At 62.0% G+C, this 19,770-nt stretch carries 17 protein-coding genes; 7 read left to right on the top strand and 10 right to left on the bottom strand.

From position 1 onward, the window contains the following. The first annotated feature begins 5 nt into the window (after positions 1–5). From EV286_RS23580 to EV286_RS23565, 4 genes are read left to right on the top strand one after another with little or no spacing between them, the layout of a single operon-like run. Positions 6–866: a sugar ABC transporter permease gene (locus tag EV286_RS23580; RefSeq protein ID WP_132959616.1), complete on the top strand. Its 861-nt coding sequence runs from the start codon at positions 6–8 to the stop codon at positions 864–866. Further along, positions 863–1,699, top strand: coding sequence for a carbohydrate ABC transporter permease (locus EV286_RS23575; RefSeq protein WP_132959615.1), 837 nt, complete (start codon positions 863–865; stop codon positions 1,697–1,699). Before EV286_RS23580 ends, EV286_RS23575 begins: the two co-directional genes overlap by 4 nt. A 14-nt stretch (positions 1,700–1,713) precedes the next feature. Then, a complete protein-coding gene (gene ugpC / locus EV286_RS23570) occupies positions 1,714–2,802 on the top strand; it encodes a sn-glycerol-3-phosphate ABC transporter ATP-binding protein UgpC (RefSeq protein ID WP_132959614.1) in 1,089 nt (362 codons plus the stop codon). Positions 2,803–2,838: 36 nt separating this feature from the next. Next, on the top strand, positions 2,839–4,842 hold the full coding sequence (locus EV286_RS23565; protein WP_132959613.1) for an aldo/keto reductase: 2,004 nt from the start codon (positions 2,839–2,841) through the stop codon (positions 4,840–4,842). Between the two features lie 90 nt (positions 4,843–4,932). Here EV286_RS23565 and EV286_RS23560 read toward each other — a convergent pair whose 3' ends face one another. From EV286_RS23560 to EV286_RS23530, 7 genes are all read right to left on the bottom strand, one after another. After that, entirely contained in the window at positions 4,933–5,310 is a 378-nt protein-coding gene (locus EV286_RS23560; RefSeq protein WP_132959612.1) for a DUF3307 domain-containing protein, read from the bottom strand. Between the two features lie 116 nt (positions 5,311–5,426). Next, on the bottom strand, positions 5,427–5,777 hold the full coding sequence (locus EV286_RS23555; protein WP_132959611.1) for a DUF6665 family protein: 351 nt from the start codon (positions 5,775–5,777) through the stop codon (positions 5,427–5,429). Positions 5,778–5,863: 86 nt separating this feature from the next. Next, entirely contained in the window at positions 5,864–7,264 is a 1,401-nt protein-coding gene (locus tag EV286_RS23550; protein ID WP_132959610.1) for a CehA/McbA family metallohydrolase, read from the bottom strand. A 15-nt stretch (positions 7,265–7,279) separates the two neighbouring features. Beyond that, positions 7,280–8,380: an ABC transporter ATP-binding protein gene (locus EV286_RS23545; protein WP_132959609.1), complete on the bottom strand. Its 1,101-nt coding sequence runs from the start codon at positions 8,378–8,380 to the stop codon at positions 7,280–7,282. A gap of 16 nt (positions 8,381–8,396) precedes the next feature. Further along, the gene (locus EV286_RS23540) at positions 8,397–9,227 is read right to left on the bottom strand and encodes a carbohydrate ABC transporter permease (RefSeq protein WP_132959608.1); all 831 of its coding nucleotides are present in this window, start codon (positions 9,225–9,227) and stop codon (positions 8,397–8,399) included. Then, positions 9,227–10,135 carry a sugar ABC transporter permease gene (locus EV286_RS23535; protein WP_132959607.1) on the bottom strand — a complete coding sequence of 303 codons (909 nt, stop codon included), beginning with the start codon at positions 10,133–10,135 and terminating at the stop codon, positions 9,227–9,229. Before EV286_RS23535 ends, EV286_RS23540 begins: the two co-directional genes overlap by 1 nt. Before the next feature lie 78 nt (positions 10,136–10,213). Next, a complete protein-coding gene (locus EV286_RS23530; protein ID WP_132959606.1) occupies positions 10,214–11,575 on the bottom strand; it encodes an extracellular solute-binding protein in 1,362 nt (453 codons plus the stop codon). A 310-nt stretch (positions 11,576–11,885) separates the two neighbouring features. Here EV286_RS23530 and EV286_RS23525 point away from each other — a divergent pair, with 310 nt between their 5' ends. The 3 genes from EV286_RS23525 (at position 11,886) to EV286_RS23515 (ending at position 15,804) form a co-directional block, all read left to right on the top strand. Beyond that, positions 11,886–12,899 (top strand): LacI family DNA-binding transcriptional regulator, encoded by a 1,014-nt coding sequence (locus EV286_RS23525; RefSeq protein ID WP_245500806.1) that lies wholly within the window; start codon positions 11,886–11,888, stop codon positions 12,897–12,899. Positions 12,900–12,910: 11 nt separating this feature from the next. Further along, positions 12,911–14,836, top strand: coding sequence for a DUF5054 domain-containing protein (locus EV286_RS23520; RefSeq protein ID WP_132959605.1), 1,926 nt, complete (start codon positions 12,911–12,913; stop codon positions 14,834–14,836). A gap of 290 nt (positions 14,837–15,126) precedes the next feature. After that, a complete protein-coding gene (locus tag EV286_RS23515) occupies positions 15,127–15,804 on the top strand; it encodes a response regulator transcription factor (RefSeq protein WP_132959604.1) in 678 nt (225 codons plus the stop codon). A gap of 32 nt (positions 15,805–15,836) precedes the next feature. On the opposite strand, the gene EV286_RS23510 is transcribed toward EV286_RS23515, so the two are convergent. The 3 genes from EV286_RS23510 to EV286_RS23500 all read right to left on the bottom strand — a co-directional run bounded on the left by EV286_RS23510 (position 15,837) and on the right by EV286_RS23500 (position 19,459). Further along, a complete protein-coding gene (locus tag EV286_RS23510; RefSeq protein WP_132959603.1) occupies positions 15,837–17,237 on the bottom strand; it encodes a histidine kinase in 1,401 nt (466 codons plus the stop codon). Positions 17,238–17,364: 127 nt separating this feature from the next. Beyond that, on the bottom strand, positions 17,365–18,012 hold the full coding sequence (locus EV286_RS23505; RefSeq protein ID WP_245500805.1) for a response regulator transcription factor: 648 nt from the start codon (positions 18,010–18,012) through the stop codon (positions 17,365–17,367). After that, positions 17,981–19,459: an ATP-binding protein gene (locus EV286_RS23500; RefSeq protein WP_132959602.1), complete on the bottom strand. Its 1,479-nt coding sequence runs from the start codon at positions 19,457–19,459 to the stop codon at positions 17,981–17,983. The genes EV286_RS23505 and EV286_RS23500 overlap by 32 nt, the downstream gene beginning before the upstream one ends. Positions 19,460–19,770: the final 311 nt, after the last annotated feature.

Here is a 19,770-nt window from a genome sequence, read left to right as displayed (position 1 = left end):
ACAAGATGCCGAAGCGCAACCGGAGCGCCTATGCGTTTCTAGCGCCCTATCTGCTGGTCTTTGCGACCTTCTGGGTCTGGCCGATCATCAACTCTTTTCTGATCTCGTTTCAGAATACGCGCGTCAATCCGTGGAAGTTCAGCCTTGCGGCCAATTGGGGGCGCCTGTTCGGCGACCCGGCCTTCTACAATGCGCTCTACAACACTCTGATCATCCTGGTCATCCAGGTGCCTGTCATGATCGCCATCGCGACCGTGATGGCCGTGCTTTTGAATTCGCCGCTCCTTAAGGCGCGACCGCTGTTCCGCTTCGCCTTCTTCGCGCCTGTTGTCGTCGGAGAGGTCGCCTATGCGGCGGTCTTCCGCCTGATGTTCAGCATCGACTTCGGCATCATCAACAAGCTGGTCACATCCGTCGGGCTGCCGGCGGTCTCCTGGTTCGACAATGCCAATGCCGCCATGGCGCTCGTCATCATTGCGGTAACCTGGCGCTGGGCGGGCTACAACGCGATCATCATCCTCGCGGGCCTGCAATCTATCCCGGAAGACGTCTACGAGGCGGCAACGCTCGATCGCGTCAGCAAGGTGCAGCAGTTCTTCCACATCACCCTGCCGCTGCTCAAGCCCATCATCCTTTTCTGCGTGATACTGTCCGTCATCGGCACGATGCAGCTCTTCACCGAGCCCTTCCTCATCACCAATCGCGGCGGGCCCGGCGGCGGCACAGAGACACTCGGCTTGCTGCTCTATCGGCAAGGCTTCCTGTCGCTGAACTTCGGCTATGCCTCGGCAATCGCCTACACGATGGCCGTGCTCGCGATCGCGATTTCTCTTCTCAATCTCTGGGTCGGGAGGGAACCGAAATGAAATCCAAGTCGCAATCACTCCTTCTGCAGAAGATCGCACTGCATGCGATCCTGACCCCGCTCGCCATCATCTGGCTCTTTCCACTCTGGATGATGTTCGTCTTCTCGACGATGCCGGACTACGGCATCTTCAGCCCGGAGATCGTGCTCTGGCCGTCGACGAACTTCATCGAGAACTTCAAGAACCTTCAGGCCGATACCGACTTCGTGCGGGCGATGTTCATCTCGATCACGGTCGCGATCGTCTACACCTTCCTGTCGGTGTTGCTGACCTCGATGGCCGGGTGGGCACTTGCCCGCTATCGCTTCGTCGGCCGGTCGATCGTCATTGGCATCATCCTGGGCACGATCACGCTTCCCTATTTCGTGGTCGTCATACCGCAGTTCATCATGGTGGCGCGCGAGTTCAAGCTTGCCAACACCTGGATCGCGCTCGTCGTTCCGCCGCTCTTCAATTCGCTCGGCGTTCTGTTCATGCGGCAGTCCTTCTCGATGATGCCGGGCGAGCTCTTCGATGCCGCCCGCGTCGAGGGCGTCAAGGAATGGCAGATCTTCCTGCGCATTGCGCTGCCGCTGGCGCGGCCGACCATGGCGGCGCTCGCGATCATCCTCTTCCTCGCCTCCTGGAACAACTACCTGTGGCCACTGCTCATCAATTCGCGACCGGGCATGGTGACGGCGCCGGTCGCGCTCGGAACCCTGATCGGCCTCACCAGGGTCTCCTGGGGCGGCATCATGGCGGGAGCGGTGCTTCTGACGGCACCGATCCTCGTCGTTTTCGTCCTGCTCCAGCGCCACTTCATCGCCGGCATTTCGGCCGGCGCAGTCAAGTAATCGGAGAATGCCGCATGGCAGAGCTTTCACTCAGGAATGTGGTCAAGCGCTTCGGCGCGCTTGAGATCATTCACGGCGCAAACCTCGAGGTGAAGGATGGCGAATTCGTCGTCTTCGTCGGTCCCTCCGGTTGCGGCAAGTCCACGCTGCTGCGGATGATCGCCGGGCTTGAGGATATCACGGGCGGCGAACTCAAGATCGGCGGGCGCCTCGTCAATGACGCCGAGCCCGCCGACCGCGGCATTGCCATGGTCTTCCAGTCCTATGCCCTCTATCCGCACCTCACCGTCGAGGAAAACCTGAGCTTCGGCCTCAGAATGAACGGCAATCCGAAGGCCGACACGGATAGGCGGGTGCGCCATGTCGCCGATATCCTGCAGATCACCGAACTGATGAAGCGCCGCCCGAAGCAGCTTTCCGGCGGCCAGAGGCAACGCGTGGCTATCGGCCGGGCGATCGTGCGGGAACCTCAGGTCTTCCTCTTCGACGAGCCGCTCTCGAACCTCGATGCGGAACTGCGTGTGCAGATGCGCGTCGAAATCTCCCGCCTCCACAAGAAGCTCGGCACGACCATGATCTACGTCACCCACGACCAGACGGAGGCTATGACGCTTGCCGACAAGATCGTGGTGCTGCGGGCCGGCAATATCGAGCAGGTCGGCGCGCCGCTCGATCTCTACGACGATCCCGCCAACCAGTTCGTGGCGGGCTTCGTCGGTTCGCCGAAGATGAATTTCCTGAAGGCCGAGATATCCGAGGCAGGGGCCGGCAGCGTCATCGTGACGCTTGCGGGCGACCGGCAGGTGCGGCTGCGCCTTCCCATAACCGATCGGGCCGCGACCCCGGGCTCGTCGGTGACTCTCGGCATCCGGCCCGAACACTTCGGCGACGCCGGCGAGGGCGATGCCGATCTGACCGTTGCCGTCGATGTCGCCGAGCATCTCGGCAACACCAGCTACATCTACGCCAACACGCGCGGCGGCGAGCAGATCATCATCGAGCGGCCCGAATCCCGGACGACCGGCAACAGCGACGCGCTGACCGTCTCGCTGCCGGCAAGCCGTACCTTCCTGTTCGACGGCGCCGGCAAGCGGCTCCGATAGACCCATCCCAAGACCGAAAGACGAAAGAGGACAGACATGACATCAGATAATCCGATCCGCTGGGGCATCATCGGCCCCGGCACTATTGCCCGCACCTTTGCCGACGGCGTGGCCCATTCGCGCACCGGCAAGCTCGTCGCGATCGCCACGCGCAACCCGGAAAAGCCGGGTCTTGCCGAAGGCTTCCCCGGAGCCCGCATCGTCAAGGGCTATGATGCTCTGCTGGCCGACAAGGAAGTCGACGCGATCTATATCGCGACACCCCATACGGGCCACGCGGAATGGGCGATCAAGGCGGCCCGCGCAGGCAAGCATATCCTCGTCGAGAAGCCGATAGCGCTTTCCGCCTATGATGCCGAGGCGATCTACCACGACGCCAGGAAGGCGGGCGTCTTCGCCGGCGAGGCCTTCATGTACCGCGTCCATCCGCAGACGGCGAAGCTGGTCGAGCTCGTCAGGAGCGGTGTGATCGGGCAGGTGCGCATCATCCGCTCCAGCTTCGGCTTCAACATGGGAGGCTTCAAGCCCGAGCATCGCCTTTTCGCCAATGATACGGCAGGCGGCGGCATACTCGATGTTGGCGGCTATCCGGTTTCCATGGCGCGGTTGATTGCCGGTGCGGTGGAAGGCAAGCCCTTCCTGGAGCCGGAGAAGGTGGCAGGTGTTGCCCATCTCGGCCAGTCCGGCGTCGACGAATGGGCCTCCGCCGTGCTCAAGTTCCCGAACGAGATCATCGCCGAGGTCTCGTGCTCGATCATGGCGAACCAGGACAATACGCTGCGCGTCATCGGCTCGGAAGGCCGCATCGAGGTCAAGGACTTCTGGTTCGCCTCCGGCCACAAGGGCGGTGTCGGCAGGATCGAGATCTTCAAGGGCGCAGAGCAGCAGACAATCGAGGTCAGGGAAGACCGCTGGCTCTATTCCTTTGAAGCGGACGCGGCGGGCGATGCCATCCGCGCCGGTGAAAAGGAATTTACCTCACCGGGCATGAGCTGGGCGGATTCGATTGGCAATCTGCGCGTACTCGACCAGTGGCGCGCCTCGGTCGGACTGGAATACGGCGTGGAGAAGGCCGCCAAGCGGACAACGAACCTTGTCGGCTCTCCCGTTCGTCGGGGCGGCAGTATCCCCCGTCGCCAGATCCCGGGTGTCTCCAAACCGGCATCGGTCGTCACCCTCGGCTTCGAATTCTTCCCGAACTTCGCTTCTGCCTCGCTCACCCTCGACGCTTTCTACGAGGCGGGCGGCAACGCCTTCGATACCGCCTATGTCTACGGCGCTGGCAAGACGGAAAGCATCTTCGGCGACTGGCACACGAGCCGCCAGGTGCCGCGCGAGGAGATCGTGCTGATCGGCAAGGGTGCGCATTCGCCGCTCTGCTATCCGGACATGATTGCCAAGCAGCTCGACCAGTCGCTCGATCGCCTGAAGACCGACTATGTCGACATCTACTTCATGCACCGCGACAATACCGGCGTACCGGTCGGCGAGTTCGTCGATGCGATGGACGCGGAGGTCAAGCGCGGCCGCATCCGCGGTATCTTCGGCGGATCGAATTGGACGCGGGAACGCTTCGACGAGGCGATCGCCTATGCCGGCAAGAACGGGAAGGCAGCGCCGGCCGCCCTTTCTAACAACTTCTCGCTCGCGGAGATGCTCGACCCGATATGGGCCGGCTGCATTGCGGCCTCCGACGATGACTGGAAGACGTGGCTGAACGAGAAGCAGATCCCGAACTTCGCCTGGTCGAGCCAGGGTCGCGGCTTCTTCACCGAGCGCGCCGGCCGCGACAAGCGCGACGACGAGGAAATCGTGCGCGTCTGGTATTCGGAACGCAACTTCCAGCGCCGCGACCGCGCAATCGAACTCGCGAACAAGCTCGGCCGCAACCCGATCCACATCGCGCTCGCCTATGTGATTGCCCAGCCGTTCCCGGTCATTCCGCTGATCGGGCCGCGCACGATCGCGGAGCTGGAAGACAGTATCTCTGCGCTCGACATCAGGCTCACGCCTGAGCAAATCAAATGGCTGGAAGGTTAGGCTTCTCCCGCTGAAGCAGGGCCGCGAGGGATCGTTCTGTCGCGGCCTTCATCTCATGCGGCTCTTGCCTGCCAACGCGAGGGCCGCATACTACCTGTTCGTCAATACGATCCATATGATCGCCGCGTAGGTGAGCTGGTGCATGAGCTGATCGGCCCCGTGCATGGCCCAGAATGTGCGGGCGCTCGTCTTGGCGCCGGACGAAAGCGTCGCTTTTATATAGTCTATGATATAGTGGATGACGAACTCGCCGCAGAAGAGAACGAGGCACAGCCAGAGTTCCACGCCCGTCGCGAGAAGGACAGGCAGGGTGCCGACCGCATGGATACCTGCATGAACATAGCCGCCAACCTGGAAGAAGCTGCCCTTGCCGCGCAGCATCCAGGGCGGCTGCAGCAGATAGTCCGCGACGAAATGCTTGATCTGCATCCAGATCAGAAGCGTCATGGCCAAAGGTAAGATTTCCATCGCTCCTCCACTGAGCGGGCCTCCGCCGGGTTGCGGCCATCAACAGGGACGAAAGCCTCTCACGCGTATTCTATCAAGATCAGCCAGCCCGGGAGAGGGGTCTTCATCAAATCTGCTCATCCTCTCGAGGACGACGGCGGTTTCCTGACCGCACCGAGTCGGGCGATCACCTCGCCCGGAATACCATACCGCTGGATGACGTCGCGATTGTTTCGAAAGCCACAGACTTCGCGCTGAATGAAAAATGCCCAAACGGCATCCGAAGCGTCCTGCACCAGCTCTTCGCGCTCGGCGGCATCCTGCCGGTCCGGGTTCCAGGCCTTGAGCCTCGCAAGCTTGTCCTCGACCTTCAAGCCGTGGCGCCCAAGGGAACTGGCCCGTTCCGACAGCAGCTCATACTCGAGCACATTGAGCCCGCCTTCCACGGAATGCGGCTGTCGCAGGGATCTGGGCGGCGAGACGCTCATGCTGCTTCCTTTCGGCTTTGCCCTGATGCTAACCGATCCGGAGAGGCAGATCGAGAGGCAACGATGCCCGCATGTGGGCAGGCCTCTCAATCCGAGACATAGACCGGGTTGCTCAGGGCACGCAGCAGCGGCTGGCCTTCGATGTCGGCGCCGCGCAGCTGCCAGGGAAGAGTACCTGTGGGGAAGGCGGCCGTGAACTCGGCAATGATGCGTGCTCGGCTTGCATCGGCGACGATCTCTGTCCGCAAGAAAGTCTTTGGCCGGCCGCGGAAGGTCCCCGACCATGCATCCGCCGTGATCACCTCCTCGGCCAGCACGCCAGTCGCATCGAGCCAGACAAGCCGGTCTCCGGCGGCGCCGCGTGTTTCGACACTGGCCTCCACCGCGCCGGAAACCGTCGAGCCCATCGGACGACCATTGACTGTCAGAGCCAGATGCGGACCCGTCGGGCTTTCGGTCACATAGCCGTGCCCGGCCTTCATGCCAGCAAGGACGGCGTCCTCGGAAAGCTCCTCGAGCCAGAGCACCGTCGTCGGGCGAGCAAGGACCAGCGGCCCCTCCGGCATCAGCCTTGTAGGCTGGTGGAAGTCGCTGCCGCCGATGGCGGAGATTTTCAAGCCGCTCGCCAGGCGCTGCTGGTAGCGCTCGAGCGCCACCCAGTTCCAGGCCATCCAGCTCGATTGCCACACCTCCATGCAGTCGATCCGGGGCAGTTCGTAGTCCCAGGGGATCGTCGGCTTGTCGTGATTGATCGAGAGGAGGCCCCCGTACTCATGCACCATTCGCGACAGCGTGTGGGCATGCTCCGGTTTCGTCATGCGGAAATCGATCCAGTCGTCGACGCCGTAGACATTGGCGTGGCCGGTGGCAGTCGTCACTTCCATGGCACGGACGAAGACGAGTTCCGGCGAGGAATTCGGGTGGAAGTAGCGGCGCTGGGTGATCGTGTTGTGGTCGGCGATCGCGAGAAAATCGATTTCTGCCTGCTTGGCGGCCTGGTGCAACAGCTCCGGCGAACCGGCCGCGTCGGAGTGGAAGGTATGGCAATGCAGGTCGCCGCGATACCAGCCGGCCCCCTTGCGAACCGGGAAAGTTCGGGCCGGAGGCGGATTGAGCGTTCGCGGCGCGCTGTCATGGATGATACTGAGTTCCACATCGGCGCCATCAGCCGGCACCTTGTAGAGGCCGAGTATGATCTTCCAGGTCCCGACCGGCATCTCGCCATGCACATAGCCCGGCGTTGCGTCATCGGTCGCAACGAAGAAACGATCCCGCGCCCCGCCGCTCCATCCGCGAAAGCCCGAGGCAGACGGATAATCCGTCGCGCGCGGATCGAGCAGGCCGAGATCGATAATGCAATCCTCAGCCTTCGGATAGCGCATCGTCACATCGATGCGCGTCGTACCGTCCGGAATGTCGAAGGGCACGTAGAAGTAGGGGTTTGATGCCTGGTCGGCAGGGGTGACGTGGATGGTTATCTCGCTCATATGCCCTGCCTGCGCTTACTCGCCGCTCACCGGAATGCGCGCACCGGCGCTATCGAACAGCGTGATATGCGCGGCTTCGAAGGAAAGTTTGACGGTCTTTCCGACCTTGATCTCGTCATCGGTGAAGATGCGTGCCGTAACGCGTGTTGCGTCCGCCCGCTCCATGGTCACGAGGCTTTCCGGTCCCATGTTCTCGTTTGCGAAGAGCTCGCCGGCGATGACGTTTTCGTCGCCTTCGCGGGCGATGCGCAGATGCTCGGGACGGACGCCGAGGGTCAAGCGCCCAGCCGCTGCAGCCTTTGCGATGGCATCCGAAACGGGCAGGCCCGCCAACGTCAGGCCATCCGCGCGCAGCCGCAACTGGCCGCCGTCGACCATGGCGTCGACCACCACGAGGTTCATCGGCGGATTGCCGACGAAATTGGCGACGAAGGTCGTGGCAGGACGGCGGTAGATCTCGATCGGCGGCGCGAACTGGACGATATGGCCCTTGTCCATCACGGCGATGCGGGTGGCAAGCGCCATGGCTTCGGCCTGGTCGTGGGTGACATAGACCGCGGTCATCCCCATGTCGCGCTGGAGATGGTTCAAGAAGCCGCGCGCCTCCAGGCGCAGTTTCGCATCGAGATTGGAAAGCGGCTCGTCGAAGAGATAGACCTGGCTCGGATAGACAAGCGCGCGGGCAAGCGAGGTGCGCTGCTGCTGGCCGCCGGAAATCTGGCTCGGCAGGCGCTTCAGGAGGTCCCCGATCTTGAGGACGTCGGCCACCTCCTTGGCACGGGCATGGCGCTTCGCCTCGGCCTCTCCACGCACCTTCAGCGGATAGGCGATATTGTCGGCGAGATTCATGTGCGGGTAGAGCGCGTAGTCCTGAAACACCATGGAGATCTGGCGGTCCTTGGGATGCAGGTAGGTCACGTCCCTTCCACCGATCAGCACCTTGCCGGCGGTCGGCGTCTCGAGGCCAGCGATCATGCGCAGGCTCGTGGTCTTGCCGCATCCCGACGGTCCAAGCAGGCAGACGAACTCGCCGTCGGCAATCGAAAAGCTCATATCCGGCACGGCGTTGAACGCGCCGAAGCTTTTGGAAACGTTCTGGAATTCGACAGAGGCCATGAAACTTGCTTTCCGATTATGACTTGATGCCGCCGAAGAACCGGAAGCCGAATTTCCAGTTCACGAAGAGGTAGAGCGCGATGACGGGCAAGGAATAGATGAGGGAATAGGCGGCGAGCAGCGTGACGATCGGCGTGCCCGCTTCCGAATAGAAGGAATAGATCGCGACCGAAGCTGGCATCAGGCTGTCGCTGCGCAGCAGGATGAAGGGAATGAGGAAGCTTCCCCAGATGTTGACGAAAGCCCACACGACGACCACGACGATGCCCGGACGGATGACGGGCAGTGCGACGTCGAAGAAGGCCTGGAGGGGCGAGGCACCGGCGACCATGGCGCTCTCCTCGTAGGAGCGCGGAATGGCATCGATGAAGTCGCGCAGGATGAACATTGCCGTCGGCAGCAGCCCTCCGGCAAAGACGAGAATGACCGCAAGATGGGTGTCGATGAGCCCCGCGGCCGAGACGATCAGGAAGATCGGTACCATGGCCGCCGAGCCCGATACGACCGACGAGAAGAGAAGCAGGACATAGGTGACTGCACCCTTGCCGGGGACCGAGGATCGCGACAGCGCATAGGCCGCAAGCGTGGCCGCGGCCCCCACCAGTATCACGCCGCCGAAGGCCTGGATGAGGCTGTTCAGCAGCGCCCGCATCGCAAAGGTGTTCTGGAAGACGGTCGCAAAATTCGAGAGCGTGAACGGCTCGGGAAGTGCAAGTCCCAGCTCCGCGCGCGCATTGAACGGCGCGAAGACGAACCAGATCAGCGGCAGGGCGAAGATCGCTCCCAACAGGGCCGCGACCGCGGAAAAGCCGAGGCGGCGGACGTAGATGCTGCGGGAGATCTGCATCACTCGACTTCCTTGTGGCTCTTGCGGGCCATCCGCAGATAGACGAGCGCGAAGGCCAGGTTGATGAGCATGATGACCACGCCGACGGCCGCCCCCTTGCCGAACTCGAAATCCTTGAACGCGATGCGGTAGGTGTAGATGGAGAGCAGTTCGGTCCGGTAGGAAGGTCCGCCGTTCGTCAGCAGGAAAGGTGTGAAGACATTGAATGTCCACATGGTGATGAGGATCAAGTCGGTCACGACATGGCCGCGGATGAGGGGCAGGGCGATGTCACGGAATTTCTGCCATGAAGTGGCGCCTGCCACGTCTGCCGCTTGAAAATAGCTCGGCGGGATCGACTGGAAGGCCGAGTTGAAAAGCATCATCGAAAAGGCCGCGCCACGCCAGGTGTTGAAGAAGACGATGACCCAGAAGGGCTGCTGCAGCAGCCAGTCGCCGGGCGGCAGGCCGAGCCCGCGCATGATCATGTTCAGCGTGCCGTTGTCATAATCGAGGAAGGCGAACCAGGCGAAGCCGATCACCACTTCCGGCAGGATCCAGGCCGCGATGACAGCCGTCTGCAGGAAGGACTTGAGTGCTGGCGAAACGGACTGGCTGAGCCAGGCAAGCAGCAGGCCGAGCAGCGCCTGGCCGACAAGCGCTGAAAGCAGCACGAACTGCAAGGTGAGGATCAGCGAAAAGCCGAATTGGCCGCGCGTGAAGAAGGTCGCGGGATTGAACAGCGCAAAATAGTTCTGCAGCCCGACGAAATCAGGATCGAGTGCGGTGCGCCCCAGAAGCGTGCGGTTGGTGAAGGAGACGAAGATCACCCAGAAGAACGGGATGATGACGAAGACGCTGACCAGCGCCGCGGCGGGCGCCAGGAAAAGCGCACCCGCGCGCGTGGAAAGCAGAGAAAACTTCTTCATGCGTGACTGCCTCGGACCGTATGAACCAACCTGGGGCATACCGCCCGGCGAAAAACGCCGGGCGGTATCCTGATTGGATCAGAGACGGCTTACGGTATTTTCCTCGCCGACGATTCCGATGACGGAGGCCTTGTACTGGGCCATGGCATCCTCGGGAGACATTTCCCCTGACACGACGCTTTCCGTCATGCGCTGGATTTCGGCCGAGACCTTATTGTAGTTGGCGTCGTTCGGACGTGCCGTCGTGAGCGGCAGCAGCGTCTTCGAGGTCTCGGTCAGGAATGGTGCATTGGGGATCGCGACGTCATCGCGGATGCGAATGGCCGGCTGGATTTCCTGGAATGCGGTCAGTTGCTCCTGGCTGTTCATGAAGGAGAGCAGTTCCCAGGATTCCTTCGGCGCATCCGTGTGCGGATTGATGACGAAACCGGTGCCGCCCGAGATCGTCACGAAATCCTGGCCGCGCAGGCCCTTGCCCGGCGCTTCGGCCGGCATCTTCTTCCAGGTCATGACATTGTTGCGATCGGCAACAGCGAATTCCGAACCTTCGGCAGTCACCGAGCGGTAGAACCAGTCGCCCTCGACGAGCATCGCCGTCTTGCCGTCCCGGAAGTTCGTGAAGGTGCGATTGCGCCCGTCGGCCAGCAGCTGCGCGCGCTGGTCGCCGAGCTTATCGTCAACATAGATGGTCTTGTAGAGCTTCAGCGTGTTGAGGATACCGGGGCTCGCGACGATGTATTTGCCGTTCTCGTCGGTGACCTGCTCGCCGGTGCCGAGAAGCGCCATCCAATAGCCCTGCATGGTCGTCGCCTCGCCCATGGAGACGCCGGCATTCAGTTGCAGCGGGAAGGATTCCGGATCGGCGGCCTTGAGCTTGCGCGCGGCCTCCAGCAGTTCGTCCCAGGATTTCGGCTGCCAGCCATCCGCGTCGATGCCCGCCTTCTGGAAGAGGTCCTTCCGGACGAAGATCATGCGCGCGTCGGTGCCGAGCGCGATGCCATAGGGCTTGCCCTGGTAGCTCATCAGCGCCTTGGTGCCGTCGGCGATGTGGCCCCAGCCTTCCCAGCTGTCGACCTCGGTCCCCGCAACCTCGTCGAGCGGCTTCAGCAGGCCGCCCTGCACGAAGCTCGGAATGAGGAAGCCGTCGAAGCCGGAAACGTCAGGGCCGGCGCCAGTCGAGAAATCGAGTGCGAGCTGCTGGGTCAGCTGCTCGTCCTCGCCGCCGAACTGGTTGAGGGTGACGGTCACATCCTTGCCTTCCGTCTTCATCTTCTCGGTGAAGGCCGGAATGATCTTGTTCTGAATCCACTCGGCCATGCCGCTATTCACGCCGCCGATGACGCAGCGGCAGGTGATGTTGAGTTCGGTGGCCGATACCGGGGCCGACAGTGCGATCACCGCCGAAACGCCCAGCAATAAAGACTGAATGCTCTTGCGCATTGAAGCTCCTCCCAAGGATTGGCCCGGATCTCACACGGACCGTTTTCGGTTTCGGTGCATCACGGCCTCCTCCGGCCCAACCTCACCTCATCCGCGAATAAGAATGAACACGCTTTCATTTTTGTCAACACGGATCGCGAGCGACAGCAGCTGATGATGAAGAAAAGAGCGTCTATGGCAGCAGTTGCACAATTTTTGGAGTTTTTTAGCGCCCCTTCTTGACGAAACGCAGCGAGCAAGTGCACCTTGAATGAACACGTTTTCATTTCTGGCACTGTTTCCCATGAGCGAACGAAGCGAAAAGAGGACAATGCGCGCGACCGCCGACCAGGTGGCCCGCGAGGCCAATGTCTCGCGCGTCGCCGTTTCGCGTGCCTTCAATCCGAATGCGTCGCTCAAGCAGGAAAAGCGCGACCGCATCCTTCAGATCGCCCGCGAACTGAACTACACGCCCGACATGGCTGCCCGCTCGCTCGTGACACGGCGCACGCACCTCGTCGGCATGATCGTGCCGGATGTCTGCAGTCCGTGGGAGAGCGCAGAGATCGACGCACTGACGACGGCGCTGCAGGCGGAGGGCTTCGCGACCCTGCTTTTCAAGGCGAAGGCCGATTTCAGCATGGACCCGACGCTGCTGACCTATATGCGCGGCTTCAACCCGGATTCAGTCATTGCCTTTACGGAAAATATCGAGCCGGACGTGCTGAGCGGTTTCCTCGACCACGCCGTACCGATCTATGTGATCTATGACGATGCAGAACAGTTCGCAGGCAAGCCATCGGCCAGTCTCTATGACCGGCTGCTCGTTCGCCAGAGCGACGGCATCGGGCAGGCGGTCGCGTTGCTGCAGGGCTACGGAGTGCGGCGCATTGCCTATCTCGCCGGCAAGACGCAGTCGCTTGCAAACACCGAACGCCAGCGCATGATCACGAAGGCAATGGCCGAGCGCGGCATGGAGCCGCCGGTCATCGTGGCGGGCGACTACACCTACGACACGGCCTATCGCGCCACGCTCGATCTCTTCCGCATCGGCGAAGGCGCGGATGCCGTCTTCGCCTCCAACGACGTCGGCGCCTTCGGCGCGATCGATGCGCTGCGCCACGAGCTTGGCCTCTCGGTGCCCGGCGACGTCAAGGTCGTCGGCTTCGACGACATCCCGCAATCGCACTGGAAGAGCTACAACCTGACCACCGTCCGGATCGATCTCGAAGAGCGCGTCAGGGCGCTCGTCCGGCTGATCCTCATGCGCCTCAAGACGCCCGATGCGGCCCCGCTCACGGAAACGCTGAGCACCCGGCTCGTCGTGCGCGGTACCGTCGGCTGAATGGAATGAAAATGACCGAAAAACGCGTCCACCTCATCTTCAAGACCCATCTCGACATCGGTTTCACCGACCACGCCGAGAAGGTCCGGCGGCAATATCACGAGCGCTTCATTCCCCAGGCGATCGAGACAGGGGCGCATTTCTACGCCGAGAACCCGGAGGAGCCAAAATTCATCTGGACCACGGGCGCCTGGCTGATCTGGGATCACCTGAACTCGCGCACACCGCAGGAAGTCGCCAAGCTGGAGCAGGCGATCGAGCGCGGGCTCATCCGCTGGCATGGGCTGCCCTTCACCACGCATACGGAATTGATGTCTCCCGATCTGTTTCGCGCCGGGCTCTCCTATTCGCAGGAGCTCGACCGGCGGTTCGGCAAAAGGACGACCGCGGCCAAGATGACCGATGTGCCGGGCCACACGCTCGGCATGGTGCCGCTGCTGGCGGAAGCCGGCATCCGCTTCCTGCATCTTGGCGTCAACACGGCCTCGCCGCCGCCGCAAGTGCCGGATGTCTTCCGCTGGCGAGCGCCGGGCGGAGACGAAGTCGTCGTCATGTACCAGCGCTCCTACGGCGAAACCTATTTCCCCGAGGGCTTCGACGACGGACTGAGCTTTGCCCATACCAGCGACAATATCGGCCCGCAGAGCGTATCGCAGACGGCGGACGCCTATCGCGAGATGCGCCACCGCGAGCCCGGGGCCGTGATCCGCGCGGCAACGCTCGAAGACTACGGCGCCTTGCTTTGGGATCGTCGCAAGCAGTTTCCGGTGGTCGAGCTTGAACTTGGCGACAGCTGGATCCACGGCAGCGCCAGCGACCCGACGAAGACGGCCCGCTTCCTGGCTTTGCAACGGCTCTACGACCGGTTTGCGGTCGAGGAGCTCACGACGGAGCGGCTTGCCTTCGGTCGTGGCCTTGCGATGGTTGCCGAGCACACCTGCGGCGTCGACATCAAATCCTATCTGCGGGACGACAAGGCGTGGTCACGCGAGGATTTCGAGGCGGCACGCAAAGCCGACTACCGTTTCGCCTATACCGAGGCCTCGTGGCAAGAACAGCGCGGCTATCTCGATCGGGCAGTTCGAGAGCTCGGCGAGGAGGACCGCCCTGCCGCCCAGGCAGCCCTCGACGATCTCGCCGCACCCGCACTTGTCGAGCCGCGCGCTCGCGACCTGACGCTGAGAACAGGAGACTGGTCGATCAGCCTCGATGAGGCGACTGGCGATGTCGCGGCAATTACCGCACCCTCGGGCAAGACCGTTTCCGGCCGTGATGGCTCGCTCATCGGCTATCGCTATGAGAGCTACGACGCCGATGACATGAACCGGCACATGGACACCTATCTGACCCATCGGCAGGAGTGGGCGATCCTTGACCACGACAAGCCGGGCCTCGGAAGATCGGGGGCAGCGCTTTCGAAGGCCTTCGCGCCGACACTTTCAGGTTCGGGCGCCGGAGCCGCGCTGCTCTCCATGCCTTCGGAAGCTGCAACGAAGTTCGGCGCGCCCGAGCGCGTGCTGCTGCAGTTCTCCGCGATCGGACAATCGCTGGATCTGCGCCTCACCCTGCTTGGCAAGGCCGCCAACCGAATGCCGGAAGCAAGCTTCCTTTCCTTCACGCCTGCGGAGGCGGCCGACTGGAGCTTTCGGAAAATGGGGCAATGGCACCCATCCGGCAATTTTGCCCCGGGCGGCGGCGCTCAGCTTCAGGCCGTCTCTGCGGTGCGTGGCGATCTCGGCGGCGGATCGCTGACCATCGAGCCTCTCGACACACCGCTTGTTGCGCCACAGAGCTGGGATTTCATGACCTTTTGTCGGGCGTTGCCGAGCTTCGAAGCCGGCATCCGCTTCAACCTGCACAACAACAAGTGGGGCACGAACTTTCCGATGTGGTGGGAGGGCAGCTTCTCGGCGCGCTTCCGCCTACAGCTGTCGTAGGCTACCAGTCCGGCTACCAAGTTCCCTGCATGGTCTCAAGACCACAGGCAGTCTTTGCCGCGCCGACCACACCCCCGTGCAGCCCTCCATGCTCAATCAAGAGTAGCACCAAAAGGCAGAAACTATCGCGACAGTATGAAATACGGCCAAAACGGGCGGAAATCCTATATCACAGGTAGAATATCTAGGCCTCGTCTACGCCTTAAGACTTAACTGATTGCTAATGAGCGGCTTTGACATCCTCAACCCATATATTAGCTTAGGTGAAAACTGGGGGAAGGGTCGAGTGCATGCCGATATCAGTTGCGTTTGTCGATGATCATCCGATTCTGCTTGAAGGTCTTGTCAGTCTTTACTCCGGTAAGGACGATCTCTTCATCACCGCCCAGGGCGAGAACGCGGTCGATGCGCTGAAGATCGCCGAAGAGAAACGGCCAGACGTCCTCGTCCTCGACCTCAACATGCCCGGCGACACGATGGCAACGATCGAGATGATCGTCCGGAACCACAACGCCACGAAGATCATCGTTTTCACGGCTGCCTCGAACATCGAGACTGCCGTCAAAGTCCTTGACCTCGGCGTTAACGGCTATGTCCTGAAGGGAAGCACCGCCAGGGACCTGCACGAGGCGATCAAGATCGTCCATGGCGGCAACACCTTCATCACTCCCGGCTTCGCGACCAAGGTCATCCTCTCGATGAAGGCAGCCGAGCTTCGGCGCAAGACGCGCATCCAGAAGCGTCTTAGCGCGCGCGAGGAACAGATCGTCCGTTACCTGATGATGGGCAAGACCAACCGGGAAATAGCCTGCATGCTCGACATCAGCGAGAAGACGGTCAAGCACTACATGACGCTCCTGATGCAGAAGCTCGACGCCCGCAACCGTCTGGAAGTGGTCCTCGCCGCGCAGAAGCTGGATGTGCCGATGGAGACAGCCGGCGCCGACACGGGCGCGCGCTTCAACTAGGCCGATGCCCTTCGTCCCGAAAGGATAGGGCTTCAGACCTGCTGCCCGGCCGGCAGCGATGCAATCACGAAAGTTCCGTTCTTGCGCCGCACCGTGCGCATCCTCCCACCGAAGGCGCTTATGCGCCGCTTCTGCGTGAGCTTGCCGAGCTTGATCCGAGCGAGGTCCCGAGGCGGTATCGGCGCGGCGGACGTGCCTATGTCGGCCACACTTATGAAGATCCGGCTCCCCTGCCTGCCGTAGCGCAGAAGCAGCCGATTCTGCGGCGCGTGGCGGTGGGCATTGATCAGCGCCTCCTGCACGAATCGGTAGGCGCAGATGTTGAGATTCGACAGTACGGCCGAGTGGCTGACGTCGCCTTCGACATCGACTGGCATCCCGACGAGGTTCGTGTGCCGCGATACCGCAAGGCGGATCGAATCGTTCAGCGAGAGATCCTCCAGTTCCGGCAGCACGAGGCCGGTCGAGATGTTGCGAAGGTCCTCGAGGACCTGTGCCGTCAGCAGCATCAGCTTACCGATGTTTTCGCGGTCGGCGGCGCCCGTGGCCTGGTCTTCCCGCTGTACGACGTCGCTCAGCCTTAGCTGGATAAGGGTCAGGACCTGAACCGGCCCGTCGTGAAGCTCGCTGCCGATCTGGTCGAGAATCTTCTCGTTGAGTTTGCCCGCCTCTATGCGTGCGTGTTCGGCGCCAAGGCGCAGCTTCCTGTTCTGGTTCGAAAGGTCGAGTGCTCGTTTCAGGCTTGTGCGCAAGGCCTCGTGCTGGCGATCGATCAGGCGGCTGCCGCGTCGAACGACCAGATAGAGCGCGCCAAGCATCGGTATCGTCACGCAGCCGACAATCAGGAGCGTCGATCTCCAGGCCGGCGCGAGTTCGGCGGCAAGGTATTCCGGCCGTTCATAGAATTCGCCGACGAGGACGACGTTGCCGGACGGATCGCGGACGAGTGGCGCATAGACTTCGATATACATCGCGGCGCGCTCGGCGTCGTCATAGGGATGCTTCTCGCCGGCCGTAGTGCGGGAGACGACGACCTCACCCGAGATTGCCTGCCTGAGCGCCGGGAAGATCACCGGCCTGTCGATGGATTTACCGGAGGTCGAATAAAAAAGGCTTCCATCCCTGTTCCATATCTTGATTTCGCGGACATGCTGGCCGAGCGCGCTCGTGCCGAGCAATTCCTGGAGCCTGTCCCTGGCTTCCGTGGAAATCATGCCGTCACGCCAGTCGCCCTTCTCGATAAGGGGCGCGACGAACGTCTGCAGATATCGCGCACCGACCGTGCCTACGCCCTTCAGTGCAGCGCGTTCAAGGCTGTTGGTCGTCCACAGGCCCAGCAGAAACATCAAGGCGACCACGACCAGGGATGCGATGATGATGAACTGCATTTCCAGCCGCAGGGCGCGGAACCGATTGAGCAGCAGGTCCCGCATCGTGGCCCGCCCGAAGATAGAATCGAGAGCCGGGCTGCGACTTGTTCCGTTTCGAAATCCCGATCGCCTGTTCACGGCCGTTCCTCCATGTCGTGTCGATCCGCGAGGCGCCTGCGATCCCACTTGTTCATTTTGATAGAAGCCTCTGCGCCAGCAGCGCCAATTCGACCCGGTTCTTCGCCTTCATCTTCACAAGTATGCGGGAGACGTGGAATTTGGCGGTCCGCACCTGTATTCCCATCGCGGCAGCAATTTCCCGGTTGCTCAGGCCTCGGCCGAGGGAGCGAAAGATCTCCTGTTCCTTTGGCGAAAGGGAATCCGCGAGCTGTGACGTCCCGCGTTCGTTCGATTGCGCCTTCATGGCGCTGAAGAGCAACGCGCCGGCCTTTGGATCGAGATATGTCTGCCCGCGGGCTATGGCGATGAGGACCGCGACAAGGTCGGGTGCTGCAATTCCCTTGAGGATGTAGCCCGTGGCACCGGCATCGAGGGCCTGCATCACGTCGTCCTCCTCCTCGGAAACCGTCAGCATGACCACCTTCACGGCTGGCCAGCGGCTATGAATCTCGCGCGCTGCGGTGATGCCGTTACCCGGCATCGATATGTCGAGCAGGGCAATGGATGGCAGGAACTCCTCGACAAGGGCAATCGCGTCGGCCTTGGTAGAGCCTTCGCCGACGACCTCGATCTCCTCGTTTCCGGCCAGTGTCTTCGATACGCCCATTCTGAAAAGCGCGTGGTCGTCAACGATGATCAGCGATGTTGTAGTCCCCAACCGGAACTCCTCCCCCCAGTTCGATCTTCATTTTCAGCCGTGCCCCACGACCTAGCATGCGTTCGAAGGAGAGCCTTCCTCCAAGGCTCTCTATTCGTTGGCGCAAGCCGTAGATGCCCATGCCGGCACCTCTGCCGGTCTCCGTGACGCCGCCGCCCTGGCGGCCACTGTCATGCACGGACACCTCAATGCTCCGTGCATCGATACGACATCGGACCTGTTGGCCGTTGCCGTCGGCATGCCGGTATGCGTTGTTGAGACCCTCCTGCACGAATCGGTAGAGGCAGGTCTTGATAGCCGGCGGCAGTTCGATATTCGCGTTGCGCGCCTCGAACGTGACCTTCGAGCCCGTCCGCGCCTGGTGCAGCTTTATCGCCCGGGCGATGATCGCCTCTGCGCCCAGATGCTCGATCTCCGGCAGGATCAGCGCTTTGGCAATCATGCGTATCTCGGCGAGAGCAGTGTCCAGCGCCTCCTTCAGCGCAGCAAGCGCCGTCCTGCGGTGGGCAGGGCTCCTGGCCGTGCGCACCTGTTCGGTCTGCAGGACTGCAAATCCGATCAGCTGCGACGGCCCGTCATGCAGGTCGGCACCTATGCTGCGGATGAACCTCTCGTTAAGGGCAGCGAGCTCCAACGAAGCCAGCCGCGCTCGTTCCCGCAGCTGCAGGATCTCCGCCGAAGTCGCCTCGGCTTCCTCGGCGCGCTGAGTCAGGTGCTGCCTCTGCAGTTCGATCGTTCGGCTGCCGCGCTGCACGATGCCGAAGAGGCCCGCCATGAGGAAGGCGGAGACGAGTGCCACAGCACCCCAGCTTATCCAGCGCTGCCTTGCCGCCTCGTCCGCCAGAACCGCCTCGTGGATCTCGGCGACGGCGATGATCCTGCCCGATGAGTGCTCCCGCAAGGGGCTGTAGATTTCAAGGTAGCGGTTGTGGAAATTGCGCATCGTATGTTCCGGCGCGCTGAGGTCGGCACGGAGTACAGCCACATCTCCGGACAGCGCTTCACGAAGCCCGAGCGGCGGATCGAAGCGGCGGTTGATCAGTTCCTTCGATAGCGAATAAGCGACCGTGCCGTCCGGTTTCCATATCTCGAGATGCGGGAAGCGCTGCCTGAATGACGGGTCGGCGAGCAGCCTGTCTAGCTGCGCGATATCTTGCGGCGGCAGGACATCCGCCGACGCAAGCTCCTGCACGATCGGCTCTGTCATGCTTTGTACCAGGAGTGCGGCCGCACCCGCCTTGTTGCGGACCGCATTTCCGGACGTGATTTCGGAGATCAGATAGCCGGCAATCAGAGTCGTGAAGAGTATGAGAACGCCGCTCGCGGCCAGGAATTGTATGGAAAGGGTCTGGGCCTTGAACCAGCCTAGTGGCGTCCTTTTCCTTCCCTGTGGATGTGGTGGCCCGCGCTTCACGGTTTGAACCACGATATCCGATACTTCGACCATACTGAGCGCGTCGCCTCCCAACGATTCAACGTCCAATGATTGCAATATATTAGGTAAAATGAAAGTCCCTTCCGGCCTCGGCCGAAAGGCGGGCAGATTACTGTACCAAGGTCCAGTCTGTCCCCGGTCCGCCGGCCATCGTGCCCACGGCGGAAGGCCGGTCCCGGCCTGCGACGAAAATCGAAAACATCATCGGACCATCCGCCGTTTTCTCTTCATGCCGTCCGAGGGAGGATGGGATCACGGCGTAATGCTGCTGGAGAGGGGAACTGTCCAGATCGAATAGGAATTGCCGGTCCGCCAAGCCCGAA

This window comes from Rhizobium sp. BK251 (assembly GCF_004345245.1).
In the GTDB taxonomy this organism is placed as follows: domain Bacteria; phylum Pseudomonadota; class Alphaproteobacteria; order Rhizobiales; family Rhizobiaceae; genus Rhizobium.
This window is presented reverse-complemented; position numbering and strand designations above follow the sequence as displayed.